This is a genomic window from Paenibacillus tritici (assembly GCF_013204885.1).
GTDB classification, from domain to species: domain Bacteria; phylum Bacillota; class Bacilli; order Paenibacillales; family Paenibacillaceae; genus Paenibacillus_AQ; species Paenibacillus_AQ tritici.
Genome location: NZ_JABMKX010000002.1, coordinates 73,533 through 92,182 on the forward strand (window position 1 = coordinate 73,533; position 18,650 = coordinate 92,182).

The 18,650-nt window shown below is 53.6% G+C and carries 10 protein-coding genes; all 10 read right to left on the reverse strand.

Annotated features, from left to right (window positions below):
* Window positions 1–11: 11 nt before the first annotated feature.
* The 10 genes from HQN87_RS03455 to HQN87_RS03500 all read right to left on the reverse strand — a co-directional run bounded on the left by HQN87_RS03455 (window position 12) and on the right by HQN87_RS03500 (window position 18,609).
* The gene (locus tag HQN87_RS03455; protein WP_173127873.1) at window positions 12–1,718 is read right to left on the reverse strand and encodes an extracellular solute-binding protein; all 1,707 of its coding nucleotides are present in this window, start codon (window positions 1,716–1,718) and stop codon (window positions 12–14) included.
* 94 nt (window positions 1,719–1,812) lie between these two features.
* On the reverse strand, window positions 1,813–2,691 hold the full coding sequence (locus HQN87_RS03460; protein ID WP_173127876.1) for a carbohydrate ABC transporter permease: 879 nt from the start codon (window positions 2,689–2,691) through the stop codon (window positions 1,813–1,815).
* 18 nt (window positions 2,692–2,709) lie between these two features.
* Complete coding sequence (locus HQN87_RS03465; protein WP_173127879.1) at window positions 2,710–3,678, reverse strand: ABC transporter permease; 969 nt, start codon at window positions 3,676–3,678, stop codon at window positions 2,710–2,712.
* 1,300 nt (window positions 3,679–4,978) lie between these two features.
* Window positions 4,979–9,307 carry an endo-1,4-beta-xylanase gene (locus HQN87_RS03470; protein ID WP_173127882.1) on the reverse strand — a complete coding sequence of 1,443 codons (4,329 nt, stop codon included), beginning with the start codon at window positions 9,305–9,307 and terminating at the stop codon, window positions 4,979–4,981.
* Between the two features lie 705 nt (window positions 9,308–10,012).
* Window positions 10,013–12,385 (reverse strand): glycoside hydrolase family 95 protein, encoded by a 2,373-nt coding sequence (locus tag HQN87_RS03475; RefSeq protein WP_173127885.1) that lies wholly within the window; start codon window positions 12,383–12,385, stop codon window positions 10,013–10,015.
* Window positions 12,386–12,434: 49 nt separating this feature from the next.
* On the reverse strand, window positions 12,435–13,418 hold the full coding sequence (locus HQN87_RS03480) for an ROK family protein (RefSeq protein ID WP_173127888.1): 984 nt from the start codon (window positions 13,416–13,418) through the stop codon (window positions 12,435–12,437).
* Window positions 13,419–13,444: 26 nt separating this feature from the next.
* On the reverse strand, window positions 13,445–14,638 hold the full coding sequence (locus HQN87_RS03485; protein ID WP_173127890.1) for an ROK family transcriptional regulator: 1,194 nt from the start codon (window positions 14,636–14,638) through the stop codon (window positions 13,445–13,447).
* Between the two features lie 537 nt (window positions 14,639–15,175).
* Window positions 15,176–15,787: a GNAT family N-acetyltransferase gene (locus HQN87_RS03490; protein ID WP_173127892.1), complete on the reverse strand. Its 612-nt coding sequence runs from the start codon at window positions 15,785–15,787 to the stop codon at window positions 15,176–15,178.
* A 23-nt stretch (window positions 15,788–15,810) separates the two neighbouring features.
* Complete coding sequence (locus tag HQN87_RS03495) at window positions 15,811–16,383, reverse strand: TetR/AcrR family transcriptional regulator (RefSeq protein ID WP_173127894.1); 573 nt, start codon at window positions 16,381–16,383, stop codon at window positions 15,811–15,813.
* Window positions 16,384–16,665: 282 nt separating this feature from the next.
* The gene (locus HQN87_RS03500; protein ID WP_173127896.1) at window positions 16,666–18,609 is read right to left on the reverse strand and encodes an alpha-L-arabinofuranosidase family protein; all 1,944 of its coding nucleotides are present in this window, start codon (window positions 18,607–18,609) and stop codon (window positions 16,666–16,668) included.
* Window positions 18,610–18,650: the final 41 nt, after the last annotated feature.

An 18,650-nucleotide genomic window follows, 5' to 3' on the forward strand; every position in this document is an offset into this window, starting at 1 on the left:
CTACTATTTATTTATTTCTGAATAGACTCATACCATTCATTGACCTCTGTGGTCACTTTATCGCCGCCCGTTGTAGTCCATTTCTCTACAAAGGTATCGAATTCATCCACCGGCGCTTTGTCATAAATAATCTTGTTCAGAATTTCCTTCTCCAGCTTCTCCAGCATATCGCCACGGGACAGCTGGGTTTCAGTTGGCGTACCCGTGAACATCTCCGGCATTACGCTGTCCTTCTGGTCAATGATGATTTTGGCCGCTTTGAGCTGTTCAGGGATCCGTTCAGACAGATTCTTCTCATATTGGTTGGACGGCTCTGCACCTTCTGCCAGCTTAGCCAGCGTATTCATCATCAGGTTCGGAATAATCGCTCCGTCGTAGGTCAAGGTATAGCGGATCGCATCCACCCAGCCGCCCTGAATCTTATCGCTGTCCTGCTCTTTTAGAACTTTTCCGTCTTGAGCGATATCATAGTCATAGCCTTTGGCGAAGCCATTGACGAAGGTCGTGCTGTCCGGATTGGCCCAGTTGTCGAACAGATAATTCTGATAGACGAAGAAGGCATCCTTATGCTCCATATCCTTGTTGATCAGAACGGCCCCGGAGGCAATCTTCGTGCCGTGTCTGCCGATCTTGCCATCCGGTCCTGCCGGAAGCGGATAAGCCTTGAACTCGGCGTCCGGAACGTTCTTTTGCAGATCCGGGAGCGGCCAGCCGGTCATCCAGTAAGGGCCGACAATAATGCCGGACTTGCCTGCTGTGAAGGCTTCCGTTGCTTTGGCTTCATCATACAGGCCGGATTCGGAGGAGATATAGCCTTCCTTCATCCACTTCTGCATCGTCGCCAGCCCCTGCTTCATCTCCGGCTGGACCGAACCGTAAGCGAGCTTGTTATCAGCCGTCTTGTTCCACTGGTTAGGCATAGCACCGAACATTCCGAAGACCCATCCGGCTTCAGACATCCAGGTATTCAGGTTGTTCTTGAACCCTACAGACAGCCCGGTAGTATCCTTCTTGCCGTTGCCGTCCGGATCTTGATTCGTGAAGGCGTCCAGCACAGTCTCCAGCTCCGCGAGGGTAGACGGCGCCTTGAGATTCAGCTTCTTCAGCCAATCCTCTCTGATATACATGACAGGATCATTATTATAGGCATTCTCCAGAATCGGAATCCCCATACGTTTGCCGTCTCTAATGTAAGGATTCCATACCGTCGGCTCCTCTGCCATCGCTTGTTTGTAGATATCGGAGGCATATTTGTCGAATAATTCCCCGGCATCCGTGAACTGGCCGCTGTCAATCAGATCGGAGATCAGCGAAGGGCTGCCCCGGAACGAGATGATGTCCGGCATTTTCTCTCCAGAGGTAAGCATCAGGCGAAGCTTGGTTTCATAGGCATTGTTCTGGTCACTAACGGTCCAGAGATACTTGATATCAATGCCCAGCGTATCCTTAGCCCATTTGGTGTGCACGTTATTTTCAATATTTTCGCCATTTTTGAATTTCAGGCTGCTCCCAATGGGAAATACAGTCGTGAGGGTCACAGGAGTTGTATATTTGCCGTTCTCAAAAGGAGCCGAATACATCGCATCCTCACTTGCCGCAGGCTTGTCTTCTCCTTCTGCCTTCTCCTTATTGGTGTTGCCTCCGCATCCGGCCAGCAGACCCGCCAGCATAGCTGTGGATAACACCGCCGTGGCAGAGAATTTCATTTTCTTTATCATTAATCTTGCACCCCTTTAGATCAAATTTTAGCAAAAGTTATGGATGAGTACATCTTTTTTAGCGTTTGCATCACCCCCTTTATAGGAAGGGCAGCTATTCCTTAACCGCCCCGAGGACAATTCCTTTCACAAAAAAGCGCTGGAGGAACGGGTAGACGATGAGAATCGGCGCCATTCCGATGAAGATTTGGGCTGCTTTGACTGTTCTTTGCGAGATATTCTCAAGATCCTCCGGACGTACGGTCACCTTACTGAAGTCCTGCTGGACAATAACCGTCTGCAGGAAGGTAGCCAGCGGATAGTTCCGGTGATTGGTCATATAGAGCAAGCCGTCGAACCAGGAATTCCAGTGCCCCACAATCGTGAACAGCGACAGTGTGGCAATCGCCGGCATGGAGACCGGGAGATACACACTGAACAATGTTCTGAAATGACCGGCCCCGTCGATAAAGGCAGCTTCCTCCATCTCCTTGGGAACCGCTCTGAAGAAGTTAAGCAGCAGGATGATGTTCCATACCGAGACGGCACCGGGCAGAATCAGCACCCACAGGGTATTCATCAAATGCAGCTTCTGCATCAGAATGTACATCGGAACCAGACCGCCGCTGAACAGCATGGTGAACACGAGCAGCCAGATATACAGATTCCGGCGTCTGAACCGGGCGTTCTCTTTGGATAGCGCATAGGCAGCCAGGATAACTACTCCCATGCTGAACACGGTTCCCAGCACCGTCCGCTGCAGCGTCACCCAGATGGACCGGGTGAAATTCTCATTGGCTATGGTCTTGGTATAGGCGTCCACGGTGAAATCTATCGGCCACAGACCTACCAGATTGGCATTGGCCGCCGCCTTCCCGCTGAAGGATACGGCAAGGACATGAATGAGCGGAATCACGCACAAGACCGAAATAGCAATCATCAGGATATAGTTGAACACGGTGAAGATACGGTATGGTTTTGTCTTATGATACATGCCACGTTGGCCTCCATTCTAGAAAATACGGTAGTTAGCAAATTTATACGAAATGCGGTAAGCCGACACGATCAGGACAAAGCTGACAACCGATTTGAACAGTCCGACCGCAGTGGAGAAGCTGAACTTACCGTCGACAATTCCCAGTCTGTAGACAAACGTATCAATGATATCCCCTTTATCAAACACAAGCGCATTATAAAGGTTGAAGATCTGGTCAAACCCGCCGTTGAGAACGTTCCCAAGTGCGAGTGTTCCAACCACAATCGTGATCGGCAGCATGGCCGGCATCGTAATCGAACGTGTCTGCTGCCAGCGCCCTGCTCCGTCCACTTCAGCGGCTTCATAGAGAGCCGGATTAATTCCGGCCAACGAGGCCAGGAAGACGATGGTGTTGAAGCCGAACTCTTTCCATACATCACTCACGACCACGACAAATCTGAACCAATTCCCGTCACCCAGGAAAAATATCGGTTTGATTCCGAACATACTCACCAGCGCCTGATTGATAAGGCCTCCGTCTCTCGCCAGCAGGTCGGACAGGATACCGCCCAGGATGACCCATGACAGAAAGTGAGGCATATAGACGATGGTCTGCACCATTTTCTTAAAAGCCATTTTTCTAACTTCATTCAGCAGCAGCGCGAACAGGAACGGAACGATCAGGCCGGCAATCATCTTCAGACCGGCAATAATCAGCGTGTTCCATATCACCTGAACGTTCTCGGGAATGCTGAACAGATACTCGAAATGATCCAGCCCCACCCATTTGGAGGCATTGAACCCTAATCCCGGCTTGTAATTCTTGAAGGCAATCGCAAGACCTGTCATAGGAATATAGGCAAAGATCAGGGTTAAGATCAACGCCGGCATGACCATCAGATCAAGACTGAGGTTCGTTCTCCATTTTGATTTCTTCCGGGGTTTCCCCGTACTCACATCCAATTTCTCGCCTTTCACGCTGGCAGGCGTAACCAAGTTTTTCATGCTTCTGCTCCCCTTTGCTGGTCAACGTGTATCTCTTTACTGTGGTTTATAGATTTATCATAACTAGCAGAGACTTGCAGATATATAATAAATCCAGAGCATAGATAACAAATTGATAACATTGCTAGTGCAGGTACATGAGTGAGAGCGAGGTTACTGCACGATCAGCTACAGCCCTGACACAGCGAATCGGGGACGGATATGTGTCTGGAAGTAGCATGAATGCTGGGATTCGGACGGACGATTCGGGCTGGCTCGGGCTGGGTCGGGCTGGCTCGGGCTGGGTCGGGCTGGCTCGGGCTGGCTCAAGCTAACTTGAGCTGCTTAAGGCGGCGGCTTCGGGCGGCTCGGGCTGCCGAGATGCTTCGGGCGGCGGCTTCGGGCAGCTCGGGCTGCCGGGCGGCTTTGGCCTGCTTCGAGCTGACTCCGGCTGACTCTAGCTGCTCGGGCTGATTTGGCTGCTTCGGCCTGCTTCGAGACTTGAACGCTATAGTTGCACTACCCCTGTGGCAGCATTAGTTGGAAAAATGTATCTTAATTTGTCTGATTTGGAGTATTAGAGGAATTTAGTTGGATTTATGTATCTTGTTTTCGTGGAAATCTTCTTTTTTGTGCCAATCCAGGTATAGTAAGTGTTGTTTTTCCAACTACTGTCTGGCCATCGCCGTTCTGCTCGTGAATAAGTGTAGAAAATCCAACTATTTCCTGGCGCCAACGTGACACCAACACCGCAATCTCAATGCAGACACCAACTCAAACTCCAACTCCAATGCCTCCATCTCCATCCCTATGTCAAACCAACGCCTCGGCAGTCGCCACAAGCTCACGCTGCTCCCGCCATCAGTACTGGTCTGCTCGGGTGACACACTCTTCCAACCGGTATCTGCCTGCTCCAGGTGCACACTCCCCCCATCAGTATCTGCCTGCTCCATGTGTCATACTCCCCCTATCGGTACCCGCCTGCTCCAGGTGCACACTCCCCCTATCGGTACCCGCCTGTTCCAGGTGCACACTCCCCCCATCGGTGCCCGCCTGCTCGGGTGACATACTCTACTTCAGGAGTCTCTCTCAGCTCCAGGTGTTCACTCTACTTCAGGAGTCTCTCTCAGCTCCAGGTGTCTCTCTCTACTTCAGATGTCTCTCTCTACTTCAGGCGTCACTCTCGGCTCCAGGTGTACACTCTACTTCAGGCGTCACTCTCATCTCCAGGCGTCACTCTCTCCATCACAAAGAGCAGCGGCCCCCATATCGGGAGACCGCTGCTCTGCTCTATGAATGTTACATGCTCGCTTACACTAATCTATGGATTGAGGCTGATTATCCGGTACACCACCACAGCAGCCTGCTCCTTGGTCATCCGGCCCTTCGGCAAGAAGTAGCCGTTCTGCGCGCCTTGAATCACTCCGGCAGACCGCAGCTTCTCTACAGCAGCCGAAGCCTCCCCGGTCAGCAGGTTCATATCCTTGAAGCCTTGAACAGCAGGGGAATCGCTCTTCAGCCCGATCTGCTGCAACTGGACAACCCGATAGATCATCAGCGCCATTTCCTGACGGCTGAGCGTATCACTCGGACTGTAGAGCCCGTCTGCTCTCCCTTTGACAATACCCAAGGCTCCGGCAATACCAATGGCTTCGGCATAAGGGGAATCCTTGCTGACATCCTTGAAGTCTGGAGCGCCAGCAGCAGTCTGAAGGTCAAAAGCATTGACCAGCAGCTGGGCAAATTCCGCCCGGTTCATCAGTGCACCTGCCTCATAGGAAGCCTCTGCGCCCAGAGGAAGTATTCCTCTTGCAGCCAGTGCTTCAATGCTCTCGGCGGCCCACTTGCTGCCCTTCTGATCCGGTAGCTTCACTGTAGCAACCGCATATCGGCCCAGCACCTTCGCCTGGAAGGAGACATAGCCTGTAGCCGGATCATATTTACGCTCCTTCACAATCACTAGCTTGCTGTTCTCCAAAACCTGATACACGACAACCTGGTGCGCCTGTTCTCCTGCCTTAAGCTCATAAGGGAGCCTTACAGTAAGAGCAGCAGCGTCAATCTCAGTCGTCTTGGCTCCATGGACAGCGAGTGCGAAATCCAGCACATCCGCTCCATTCAAGCGGTCCTTAACTGCCGCTGGCCATCCATCCTGCTTCGCACTCTTCACCCCAAGCTGAAGGAAATCTCCGGCTTGTGTATCCTGCAATTTCAACAGCTGCGTGTTCAGGCGCAGGACTGCCCCGAGACCACTCTCCATTTGAATCTCCTTAATCTTCGGCTGTGCAGCCAGACTCTGCAGCGGAAGCTTAAGCCGCAGCTCCCCGGCTCCTGAAGCAGGCTTGACCGCAATCTTCAGGATGCCACTTCCAAGCGACTGAAGTACGGCCTGCTGCACGGCCTCTGGCGACAGCTTTACATGAAGAATGCCATCTTTGTCCGCTACGGGCTGAACAACAATCCGTTCCTCGATAAAGGTCTCTACCGCAGCAGGTGCCTGGGACGATGAAGCAGAGCCTGATGCTGGAGACGGAGAAGTCCCATCTGTAGGGGGTTGCGGTACCGTCTCAGGCGCAACAAAGGTCAATATCCCGAAATTCGAGGTATCCCGCCAAGTATCCTCTCCCGTATCATTCCATTTGCTTGTACTGCGCTTCCCGCCACCTTGATCATCATTGACCTGGATATCAAGCCCGATAGAGCTGCCCGGTGTTGCCTTGACCGTTCCGAAATCAATTTTGGCTTCTACGCGATACCCGGTGTCCGTGTGAACCACCGCGCTGGTTAATCTGCTCACCGAGGCCCCTCCTCCAAAGGAAGCCACATTATTGATATTAATCCGGTATTGGCCGTCGTCCCCCTCATAGTACGGAGTTCTGTTGAAATTCTCATCTATGAAGATTTCAACGGAATCCTGATCCCATGGATTCACGGCATCCGCCTTCAGCAAGGCATCCTTCACATTAATGATCAGATAGAGGCTATCCCCTGACCACATAGATCTTGCTTCTGCGGTGGCGCTGTTAGGAGCGGCAGACATTTTCACCTGAAAAGGCTTCGCCTTCTCCCATTCCGGCTCCATCTGGCCGTCGATCTTCACCTGCCCCTTCAGCGATTCCGCCGAATTAGGCATTGCAGCCAAGCGGAGAACCCCGTAACGGCTCGTATCCGTGTCCTGCGATCTGCTTCTGTCATTCCAATAAGCGGGTACAGCATTCGGAACACCGGCATCGCTCACCCGGATATCCAGTCCCATCTCCAAGCCTGCGGAGCCGCTAATAGATACGAGTGGAATCTTCGCTTCAAGCGTATAACCACCCTCACGTTCTGTGCTAGTGAAGCCGACTCCCTCTGTCCCGGAGCCCGAACGCTGGAGTGTAATCTTCCGGTCATCCGGCTCATAAGCAGAGGTCTTGCCATTGTTCTCATCCAGGAAAATCTCAACCTTGTCTTCCCCGTTCACACTTGGGTCGGTAACGTCTACCTTCACATACAGGTTCTGCGGGTCCCACAGGGTATGAATCTTGGCTGTTACGGTACTGCCTTGTTCAAGCGGAACCGCCGCTGTCTTGTTCCACAGTGTTTTCCCGGCTTCGCCTGCCTGAGGCGTACCCTCTAGAGCCACGGCTACATTCTGGATCGCTGGCAGCTTGGAAGGATCAACCGCACCCCAGTAAGCCAGCTTCGCTTTTAACTGCTCGTCGAATAACATGGCATGGTTATTGTAGCTTTTCTCATCCTGCACTCCCCAGATGGAGACCGAGGAAATATTGTCCTTATACTTCTTGTAAAGTTCAAACAGATCCTTATACCGTTTCCCTTGCTGTGCAGCGATACTGGCCGGTAGCGGCAGGTCAGGGCTTATGCCCGTATCCACATCCAGCTCGGTGATCTGAATATCCAGTCCCAGCTGCGAATACATTTGAATGGTTTTGTCTATCTCCTGAGTGGTCGGAGAGTACAAGCCGTGATGAGACTGGAGACCCACGCCGTCAATCAGATTCTTCGCCTTGAGCTGCTGGAGCAGCTTATAGATATGCTCACGCTTTTCCGGTACCTCGGTGTAATAGTCATTATAATAGAGCTTCGCTTCAGGATCGGCCGCCCGGGCAAATTCAAACGCCTTCTCGATATAGTCCGGACCAATCAGGTTATACCAGGGTGTCAGTCTCATTCCGTCCGGACCGCCGCCATTGTCAGCAATCGCTTCGTTCACTACATCCCAGGCATAGATCTTGCCTTTGTACCGCTTCATCACGGTCTCGATATAATCTTGCAGGCGTTCCAGCAGCAGCTCTCTGCTTGCCGGCTTCCCGCCATCAGTGAACATCCATTCTGCGGCATCCGTGTGCCATAACAGCGCGTGTCCCCGGAGCCCCATTCCGTTCGCCTGGGCAAAATTCACGTATTGATCAGCCCCGTCGAACACATAAGTACCCTCGGCAGGCGCAATGAATTTGGGCTTCATTTCATAGGTTGCTGTAATACTGTTGAAGTGCTTCTTCAAAAGCTCCCCGTAGACCCCTTCCATTTGCCAGGAATACGCAGCGGCTCCGATGGCGAAGTCGTCAGCGTAGACCTCTTTTAACCCGGGAATATCCTGTTCAATACTCATCTCCGGGGCAGGCTCAATCACCACATCATCGACATAGAAGGATAACGTATCTACGGTATCCTCAGTAATGTAGGGAGTCTCCACGAAAAGATTCATTTCCGACGGCTGGTCGCTGTACTGGAATTTGCCCTTAAGCAGATGCCATTGGTCCCATTGATCCGCCTTAATACTAACCTTATCAATCGCATTCCAGCTCTCGGAGCCGGCTTTCTTGTACACCGTCATCTGTAGGCTCTTGTCGGCCTCCGGCTTCTCCTTCAGACGCACATACAGCGAGAACTGGTAGCTCGTGCCCGGCCGCATATGGTCCTTCACACTGAGGCTCGGCCCGTAGAAGCTGCGCTCTCTCCCCTCGACCAGCATACTGTGAGCTCCGGTATTAGCAGTATCCTGACTCACCGACAGCGATTCGGGTCCAATCCGGTTCTTCCAGCCCTGGAGCGTCCCGTCTTCAAAATCCGTGCGCAGCCCTTCCTCCCCCTCCGGAACGTCAACCGCTGCGGCAGAAATCTTGATATCGTCCACGTAGAATGCGGTTCCTGCTGCGGCTTCTGCATACATCTCCGTGAAGCCTACTGTACTGCCTGTAACAAAAGTGCCTTCCAGATACGTCCATTCCCCGGACCACTTCGCTCCGCTAAATTCCGCTACCGGCTTCCAGTCCTCGATTTCACCGATTTTGGTATGCACCGTAAACTTGACCGGAGCGGGGGACTTCACCCAGGCTCCTACGGTGTAGGCTGTATGCGGAGCCATGTGATCCGTCAGAACCTGATTGGGCCCTTCCCAATCCTTGGTCCGTCCATCTGCATACAGGCTGTAAGAACCTCCATGATAGACCTCCTTCGTTACGGTAAGCTGTTCGTCGCCTTTCCGGGTCCAGCCCTGCGCGGTGCCGTCCTCATAATCAGAAGCAAGAATAACGGCCGGGCCCCCCTCAGCCGCAGCATAGACCGTAGTCCGCATGGGCAGTACTGAAGCAGCGAAGACCATCAGCGCAAGACCCCCTATCATGATTCGTTTACGACCAAACATTCGTATCCTCCTTCGGTTCATCCCTATCGAGCGGATTCCTGATTGAATTATAGCCGTTTGGAAAACGTTTACAAATAACAAAATCGTAGGATAGATAACAAAATGATGAGCGGAGAGAGGAAAACGAACTCACGAGGGGAAAAGCGGGCGACGGGGAGACCTGTCCTGCGTTATAAGTGTGTTTTGTACAACGAAAACCGGCCCGGCCCACGCACTCCAGCCCATTGCGATTGTGTTCGGTTTTTCGATTACATTCGGCCTATGCGGCGCTCCCAGTCCAATTGTGTTCGGTTTTCCGATTACATTCGGCCTACGTGGCACGTCCAGTCCCATTGTGTTCGGTTTTCCGATTACATTCGGCCTACGTGGCGTACCCAGTCTAATTGTATTCGGTTTTCCGATTACATTCGGCCTACGCGGCGCTCCCAGTCCAATTGTGTTCGGTTTTTCGATTACATTCGGCCTACGCGGCGCTCCCAGTCCAATTGTGTTCGGTTTTTCGATTACATTCGGCCTACGCGGCGCTCCCAGTCCAATTGTGTTCGGTTTTTCGCATACATCCTGGGCTCCTCATTTACCGTTTGGCCTGTCTGGTGGACTCCGGGCAATGTCCGATACAACACAAAAGCAGCACACTCCATCCACCTGTAGTGTGCTGCAATCTGCATAGACTATTATTTACTCTGCCTTATTACTCAGCACTGTTTAGTCGGCATACCGCATAACTATGCGTTCTCCCGGCTGTGTCTGAAGCATAATCAGCCCTTCCGGAGAAGGCTCCAGGCGCTGCTGATGTTCCCCGCGCGTAACCTCAACAGAGCGTTCTGCCAGAATAGAGCACTCTCCGCCAAGATGAGCGGTAACCTCCGCTTGCCCGAGAACACCAGCGCTCCAGGTCAGGCACACTTCAAAGCCGCCGCGGGCCCGCAGTCCCTTCACCCTTCCCTCCTTCCAGCTTGCCGGCAAGGCGGGAAGGAACTCCAGATATCCCTGGTGCGATTGCAGCAGCATCTCGGCAATCCCTGCCGTAGCGGCGAAGTTCCCGTCAATCTGGAACGGCGGATGGGCATCGAACAGGTTCGGATAGACGCCGCCGCGTTCATTGTTAATGGCCTCCGGCTGGACCAGCGTGAGCAGATTGGAGAGGAGCTGCTTGGCCCGGTCCCCTTGCTTGAATCTGGCCCACAGTCCGATTTTCCAGCCCAGACTCCAGCCTGTCCCTCCGTCCCCGCGAATCTCAAGTGAGGTTCTGGCGGCTTCATACAGCCCGGGAACCAGCTTCTCAGTAATCGACTTTCCGGGATAGACGCCGACCAGATGGGAGACATGGCGGTGATGCACATCCTCGCCCTCCAGATCAACCGACCACTCCTGAAGCTGGCCTTGCGCACCGATCTGCAGCGGCAGCAGCCGCGCCTTGGCAGCTTGCAGCGTCTGGATGAATTCTCCATCAAGCTGGAGCAATTCCGCAGCATGGATACAGTTCGTGAACAGCTCCGCAATCAGCGTCAAATCCATCGTCGCCGCTTCACTGACCGCGTACCGCTTGTCTCCGTCTACGATTTTGTGTTCAGGGGAAGTGGACGGCGAAGTAATTAGATACCCTTCCTTGTTCTCAATCAGCCAGTCCAGGCAGAACAGGGCCGACTCCTTCATGACAGGGTATGCGGTCTCCCGCAGATAGGACAGATCCCCGCCGAAGGCGTAATGCTCCCACAAATGCTGGGTAAGCCATACTCCGCCCATCGCCCAGGATGCCCATACCGGATCGCCATCGCCGAAGCCGCCCACCGGAGCCGTCTGCGCCCAGAGGTCAGCATTATGATGGGCTACCCAGCCGCGTGCGCCATAGTTCGTGCGGGCCGTCTCACTGCCGTTGGCCGCCAGTCTCCGGGTATAGCCGATCAATGGCTCGTGCAGCTCTGCCATATTGCAGATTTCCGCCGGCCAATAATTCATTTGCGCATTGATATTCAGCGTGTAATTGCTGCTCCAGGGCGCCCGGGTATCCTGATTCCAGATGCCCTGCAGATTCGCCGGCTGTGTTCCCGGACGGGAACTGGCGATCAACAGGTAGCGGCCATAATGGAACAGAAGCTCGACCAGACCCGGATCTTCGCTTCCGTAGGCGGCAATTCTCTGGTCCATCGGCATACCTTCAGGGGCCAGACTCTCCCCAAGCTCCAGCTCCACCCGGTCAAAAATCCCGCGATGGTCCTGCACATGGCGCTCCCGTACCCCGGCATACGGCTCTCCGCTGATCCGCTGCACCGTTTGTGCAGTCAGATCCCGCACATTGCAATCCGCCTGCACCGTTCCCGATTCCGCATCGAAGGAGGTCGCCGCACTGAAGTAGAGCACAGCTTCCGTCGCTCCCGTTACACGGATACCCTCTGCTGTAGCTTCAAGGGTGCCCCCGGTCTGCACAGCGGCCAGGCGGCCATGGAACTCCAGACTTCGGGGAGACTCCCCGCCGTAGCGGACCGGTTCATCCACATCGTAGTAATTCGGTGCCACATATTCCGGGGCATGTCCCGTGATCGTGTAATGCTCCCCCTCTGCTTCCGAACGGAAGCGGAGCGGACTGTCCAGCTTCGCCCGGAAGCTGATCGCATGGTCCTTGCTTGCCGAGAGACGGACAACGATCACCTGATCGGGATGGGAGGCGAAGACCTCACGATTGTACCGGATACCGCCGATCTCATAGGAGACAGTGCCGATCCCCGTGGACAGATCCAGATTCCGGCTATAGTCTCCTTGAATGACCTGTCCATGCTCCATCGTAAGGAGGAGATCCCCGAACGGCAGATATGACTGTACATACGGACCCATCATTTGCTTGCACAGCTCATCCGCTTCCTCATTTCTGCCTTCTGCTATCAGTGCCCTTACTTGCGGGAGAATCTCCCTGGCCCCGGGATTATTCCAGTCGGTCTTATACCCTGACCACAGGGTATCCTCATTCAAAGCCAGCCGTTCCTTCTCGATACCGCCAAAAATCATCGCTCCCAGCCTCCCGTTCCCGACTGGAAGCGCCTCCACCCAATAAGTGGCAGGCGTATTAAATGAAATATTCATTGCGCTGACTACCTCCTTACACCTATTTTGTCAATGAATTCACATACTCTCAGATCCTGCCTCTGCCCGCAGCCGATCTGCTTCTTGCCGCCGCCGCAGCTCCAATCGCTCCCGCCTGGTTGCCAAGTACCGCCTGCCGGAGCGTTAAGGATTGCTGAGGGGTGTAACGGCTGACTCTTGCCGCAATCTCCTGCACATAGCCGGGGTTCTTCTCCACGACTCCGCCGCCCAGAATGACGAGCTCCAGATCCAGGGTGAGGGCTATATTCTTCACCGCCGCCGCCATCTGCTCATACGCCTGATCCAGCAGCTTCATTGCCGTTGCGTCCTTGCGCTGCGCCGCAGCAAATACATGCTCCGCCCGGATCACGCCGCCTTGCGCCAGCTCCCGGATTAGCGAGTTATTGCTGTTCATGTGCAGCTCGGCAGCAGCCTTAGCCCCAATTCCCGTGCCGGATACCTCCATTTCAAAAGGGCCAAACTCACTGTATTCCGGGGCGGCAGCAGCGTTAACAGCCCCAGGCTCAACGATCAGATAGCCAATCTCGCCAGCCGCGAAGCTTGCGCCCCGGTATAGCTGCCCGTTAAGGAACAAGGCACTTCCCACTCCCGTCCCTACAGTAATCATAATGAAATGCTCCGACCCGGCAGCCGATCCGGCAGCATACTCTCCCATTGCAGCCATGTTCACATCATTGTCAAGCGCCACCAGTCCCGGATAAAACGCCGCTATAACCGGACGGATGTCGGTCGTTGCAGGCCAATTCAAGGCCGGTGCGCTGGTCAGCGTGCCTGTACGCTCATTCATGACTCCCGGGAACCCGATGCCCACTCCCTGTAAGGAGGAGAGCGTACTTCCGTTGCGCTTGCAGAGCTGCTCCAATTCACCGAATAACCAGCGGAAGAACACTTCCGGCTCCCGGCTAAGCTGTGTCTCCAGCTTATACTGTTCAAGAATAGTTCCATCCTCATCCGTTAGGCACAAAAGGGTTTTGGTTCCGCCCACATCAATTCCAGCCGTATACCTGTTCATTAGGATTCCCCCAGCAATTCTGCAGATTATAAGCTTATGTTGTTTCTATGATTACGCATATGCCGGAACGCCGACTGGACCGCGACTTGAACGGCTCCAAGTACAACATCCTTGTCCCGGTGGCCGGAAGCAGACAGCCGCGGCCTGCGCTGAAGCCCGTCCAGCTTGGCTTCCAGCCTGTGCAGCAGTACATCCCCGTGACTGCCAAGCCCTCCACCAAGAACAACAGTATCGGGGGCCATCACCGTGCAAATACTGCCAAGCGCCTCTGCAAGCAGACCGCAATAGGCCTCGATGATCATCAGGGCCAGAGGCTCGCCTCTGCGCACTTCATCCAATATGAACTCCGCCGTGACCCCGGGAGCGCTCAGCACATGCTCCGCGTCTCCGTGATGCTCCCTTACCATCCGTGCGGCCAGCTTCAGGAATCCGTCTACGGACAGCACATCCTCCAGTCTGCCTGCGCTCAGCATCAGGTTGGCTAATTCTCCTGCCCCGCCGCCCAGGCCGCGGTATATCTCCCCATGGATAATGAGGCCGCCTCCGGTCCCCTCCCCGATGGAGAAATACAGAAGAGAGCCGCTTGCTGCCAACCCGGATGAGGCATATTCCGCAAGGGCGGCAAGATTGACATCATTCTCCGTCATGACAGGCACAGGGAAGAGCTGCGCCAGATTAGCCATCCTCAGGGCTGCTTCACGCCCCTGCAGCGGTGCAACAAGCTCAGACACCACTCCGTCTGCCGGGTCCACAACACCAGGAATCCCGAAAACCGCTGCCGAGATTTTCTCCCAGGAGAGTCCCGAGTCCACAAGAAGCCCTTCAATATTCTGTACCAGACATTCCTGAAATGCCGACTCTGTCAAAGAGTCCTCCGGCATCGGGAGCTGCTTGTAATGGCAGATCTGTCCGCTCATATCTGCGAGCGCCATCCGCAGTCTGCTTCCCCCCAGCTCCGCTCCTATGATATAGAAGCATTTCGGGTTGAATTCAACCAGGGTGGCTTTGCGGCCCTGGACGTTCCCGGCGCTGCCGGTCTCTCTGACCAGTCCACGTTCGAGCAGGTGGGCAATAGCCGAAGATACAGTAGGCTTGCTTAAGCCGGTGTACCGGCTAAGCTCCGCTCTGGATTGCGGTCCGCCGGCAATCATCCGGTCCAGAATCAGAAATTCATTCAGATTGCGCATGACCCTGGGAGTCCCTGCGGTTTGAATTTTCATGATTCATACTCCGTTCTATATATAGTTAATTAAGTTTACTAACTTAATATACATAATACATAGTTTCAGACCATTTATCCAGTCCCCGGGCTTACCGTTTCTTGTTCATCAGTGCCCTGTTGCCTTCCAGCCCTGTTGTTCTGCCCGGATTCGTTCGGCCATCACGAAGGGCAGGAGTACACGCCGTCTCTTGTACTAAGCAAATGGAAATAGGTAGCTTAATTTGTCCATTTCCGAAGATAATGGGCAAGCAAGTGGATAAACAGCATCTACTGTTGTTGATTTTTGCGACTTTGCAGGAATGGTGCGCATTTAAGTGCTGTTTGTCCAACTGCTGCCCCGACACGATCCCGTCGTTCATCAGCAAGTGCTAAAAATCCAACTGCTATTGTTTTCACCTCTCTCCATATCCTACATGCTTAACTACAACCCAACTATTGCTCCGCTCCGCCCTTAACCTCCCGGTTTGCTATCACCATATCCGGTAGAAAAACCAAAAATTCCCGATCCGTATTGAGGATCGGGAAGGGTCACGCGCTAGTCCAGCAGCTTCTCCATATGCAGCACTTTGGCAAAGCCCGCTTGTTCCGTGAACAGCCGGGTATTCTGCACCTTGAAGGTTCTGAAGCCGAGCCGCTCATAGAGCTTCTTCGCTTGCGGATTGGTGTCAACGACCTCCAGCAGCATCTTGCTGCGGTTCGCCTGACGGGTTAAGGCAAAGGCCGCTTCCAGCAGCCGGGTTCCGATTCCCAGCCCTCTTGCCTCACTGGAGACGACGAGCGGATCAATATGAATAGAGTCCTTCGGAACGCCGCTGTGAAACATACGGAATATACCATAGGCTGCATAACGCCACGCACCGCCTGCTATGCCGAACGTATGTCTGAGAGCCTCGTAGCCCAGCGTTGCGAAGAAGCCGTGTCCTTTTTCCAGACCGATGAATCCCATCACCCTTCCCCCGCGTACCGCATACAGACCGTCGTCATAACGCAGGCTCCGGCATAGCACCTCCACGGCTTGCTGCTCATTGCGGGTAAATAACCACAGAGCATTGAACTTCAAGGTGAATCCCTGATAAAACAGTCTGGCAACCTCGAGTTTCTGCGCTTCGTCCAGGCGGTTAACAATCTCTACCTCTATCGTTGACATACAGCTTCCTCCTTAATGTTGCTTCAGCTGCCGCTTCGTCCCGGGGCGCCGAAGCCTTGAATGACGGTGGATACCAACAATTGCGGAGCATCATTCTTCGCAAGATTGCCATTCTGGATCTCCTGCCAGGCGACGAACAGCAGATTATACATGACGGTGATCATCCAGTGGGCGGGCATCGCGGCATTCAGCAGACCGCGTGTCTGCCAGCCTTCCACCGCTTCCCGCAGCGGTTGCTTGACGCGGGCTTCCTCGGCAAGAATATCAGGATTCTCTTCAACCGATGCCGCGAAGCTGAGAAAAGACATCTTGCTGCCCAAAGGAATCAGCACCTCGAACACCTCTGTCAGGAAGCGGAGCATATCGCTGTCATCATTCAGGATTCCTGTGAGCGCTTCATCCACCAGCCCGATAGCATTCAGCGCCAGCGCATCCAGCAGCAGCTCCCTTGTGGAGAAATAGCGGTGCAGCGTGGCAATCCCGATGTGTGCATGATCCGCGATCTCCTGCAGCGTAGCCGTCGGCTTCAACACCATCAGCTCCGTGGCTGCGTCCAGAATAGCTTTCCGTTTATTGTCCTTAACACTGGGTTTCATGAACATAGGCCTGCCTTTGCTGTAATTTAAGTGATATCTTTGTTAATATAATGATATATTTATCTATCATTTATTATCATTTTATACCCGCGGATAGCTGGTGTCAAATTGTTGATGTACACAAGTAGAAACGGCATTGCCGTCCTTTTATAAGGACGGTATTCGTTTCAGCGAGAAATATAAAGATAAGTTATTGTGTACAACATATAAATTCTTATATTTTTAAAAACCCCCTCAAAAAAGCGTCATAACGCTTCTTCAAGGGGGTTAGGTCAGGGGCTATTATGCCCCGCAATACATTTTCAGCACATGGAAGGACTTAGGGCCGATCTCATAGACCATGGAGCCTGCGGTCTCCAGCGGATAGGAATGCGGAGCGATGTTGCGGGGAGTCCCGATCGAGTTCACATCCTCCTCCTGCCCCTGCATGACATACGCCTCACCGAGTCCGGTCAGGGACATCTCAGTCTCCAGCTCCACTCTCACACTTCGCTCCAAGGTGTTCACCAGCTTCACGTAGATTACCTGCGCCTCTTCGTCGTAAGAGACAGTGAACGGGATCTCTTCCTGCTCATTCACAGTCTGCAATAGCTTCGTTCCCATTAGCGTACTGTACATCTGCTGCACATAATAGCTTGGCGTGCCGTAGCTATTCTCCCCGTCGAACCAGATCATGTCAGGCGACCACTGGGCGTAGCCGAGTCTGGCGAACAACGGTGCATAAGAAGCAAGCACCACAATATCGGCGTTGCGCTCAAGACCCGTCAGGAATGCGGCCTCTGCCAGCGCTGCTCCCCAGCTGTTGAAGTGCGGCGCATTCATCCCGTTGCCATAGTGACCCGCATATTCCCCCGCGAACACCTTAATGTCTCTCGGGTACTGATCATAGAAATGTACGTTCTCGCACAGCCATTCCGGCTTCACATAATAATGCTCATCGACAGCATAGACGAAATTAGGGTTAGCCTTGGCCCGCTTACGGTAATACTCCCACGCCCGGGTGTAGTGTTCCGAGCTGACATCCGGCCCTGCGGAGCCGATGAGCTGTACGGACGGGTACTGCGCATGAATCGCCTGCTCGAACAGGTCGTACCGGGTGAAGAAATCCGCATGCTCCGTCTCCCACTGTTCATTGCCTAGCCCAATCAGCTCCAGACCGAACGGCGCAGGATGGCCCATCTGCAAGCGGAGAGCGCCCCACTGCGATTCCACTGGCCCGTTGGCGAATTCCAGCAGATCCAGGGCATCCTGAATATACTTCTGAAAATCCTCATCATGCACGCCCACATGCTCAGTAGACTGGAACTGGCAGGCCAGCCCGACGTTCAGCACCGGAATCGGCCGCGCAACCAGGTATTCGCAGAGCAGAAAATACTCATAGAACCCAATCCCCAGGCTCTGATTATAATGACTATACTCGCTGGTGTAGTGATTCTCTTCATTGTTTCCATGCATCGCCCAGCGGCTGCTATTATTCCTGCGCTGCTCGGCGGCACCCACACTCTGCTTCCATTGGTAGCGGTTCTCCAGGTTATAACCCTCAACAATACATCCTCCCGGGAACCTAAGGAAGCCGGGCTTCATCTCTTGCAGCAGTTCAACCAGATCCCGGCGGAATAAGCCCAGCACTGCATTGGAGGGAATCATGGATACGAAGTCGAAGCAGACCGTACCTGGAGCATCCAGCCGGATGACGAAATCCCCATACGATACAGGTTCACTACAGTTAAGCTGCGCCGTATAGCGTGTCCACTCTTCCCCTACCGCTGTCGCGATGATTGCCTGTGCCATAACCGTGCTATTTTTCTCAACCGAAACTTCAATGCCTCCTGCATACCCCTCTGCTCTGGCATAGAAGGATACCTGATACTGAAGCCCCGGCTTCAGAGAGACTCCATCATAGGCTTTATTGGTAAAAGCGTTCTGACGGTCTGCGGCCGTAAACTCCAGATAATGGGGGTTCACCTCATTCTGGGGATGCTCCGTTTGAATCTGCAGCATTGCCCCACTCGACTCTGCGGGATAAGCCGTCCAGCCATAGAGGCCGTCATAGCTCTCGCTGAAGCGCCCCTTGTCCCCCTTGGCTTCCATGAACTCGAAGGAACGGTTCTCAATCATCTCCGCATGCAGCCCGCCGTCCAGACCGTAGTTGATATCTTCGAAGAAGAGGCCAATCATCCCCTTGGAAATTGATACTCCTGGTTTATCTGTGATTTGTAATTTCATTTATAGGACCTCGCTTAGAAAAGAGTAATTAAACTTTCTAT

What these genes read in the sequence shown, in the direction of transcription:
- HQN87_RS03485 (WP_173127890.1), bottom strand. Translation starts at nt 14,638, where the DNA reads ATGAAAATTCAAACCGCAGGGACTCCCAGGGTCATGCGCAATCTGAAT.
- HQN87_RS03465 (WP_173127879.1), bottom strand. Translation starts at nt 3,678, where the DNA reads ATGAAAAACTTGGTTACGCCTGCCAGCGTGAAAGGCGAGAAATTGGAT.
- HQN87_RS03490 (WP_173127892.1), bottom strand. Translation starts at nt 15,787, where the DNA reads ATGTCAACGATAGAGGTAGAGATTGTTAACCGCCTGGACGAAGCGCAG.
- HQN87_RS03500 (WP_173127896.1), bottom strand. Translation starts at nt 18,609, where the DNA reads ATGAAATTACAAATCACAGATAAACCAGGAGTATCAATTTCCAAGGGG.
- HQN87_RS03480 (WP_173127888.1), bottom strand. Translation starts at nt 13,418, where the DNA reads ATGAACAGGTATACGGCTGGAATTGATGTGGGCGGAACCAAAACCCTT.
- HQN87_RS03475 (WP_173127885.1), bottom strand. Translation starts at nt 12,385, where the DNA reads ATGAATATTTCATTTAATACGCCTGCCACTTATTGGGTGGAGGCGCTT.
- HQN87_RS03495 (WP_173127894.1), bottom strand. Translation starts at nt 16,383, where the DNA reads ATGAAACCCAGTGTTAAGGACAATAAACGGAAAGCTATTCTGGACGCA.
- HQN87_RS03455 (WP_173127873.1), bottom strand. Translation starts at nt 1,718, where the DNA reads ATGATAAAGAAAATGAAATTCTCTGCCACGGCGGTGTTATCCACAGCT.
- HQN87_RS03460 (WP_173127876.1), bottom strand. Translation starts at nt 2,691, where the DNA reads ATGTATCATAAGACAAAACCATACCGTATCTTCACCGTGTTCAACTAT.
- HQN87_RS03470 (WP_173127882.1), bottom strand. Translation starts at nt 9,307, where the DNA reads ATGTTTGGTCGTAAACGAATCATGATAGGGGGTCTTGCGCTGATGGTC.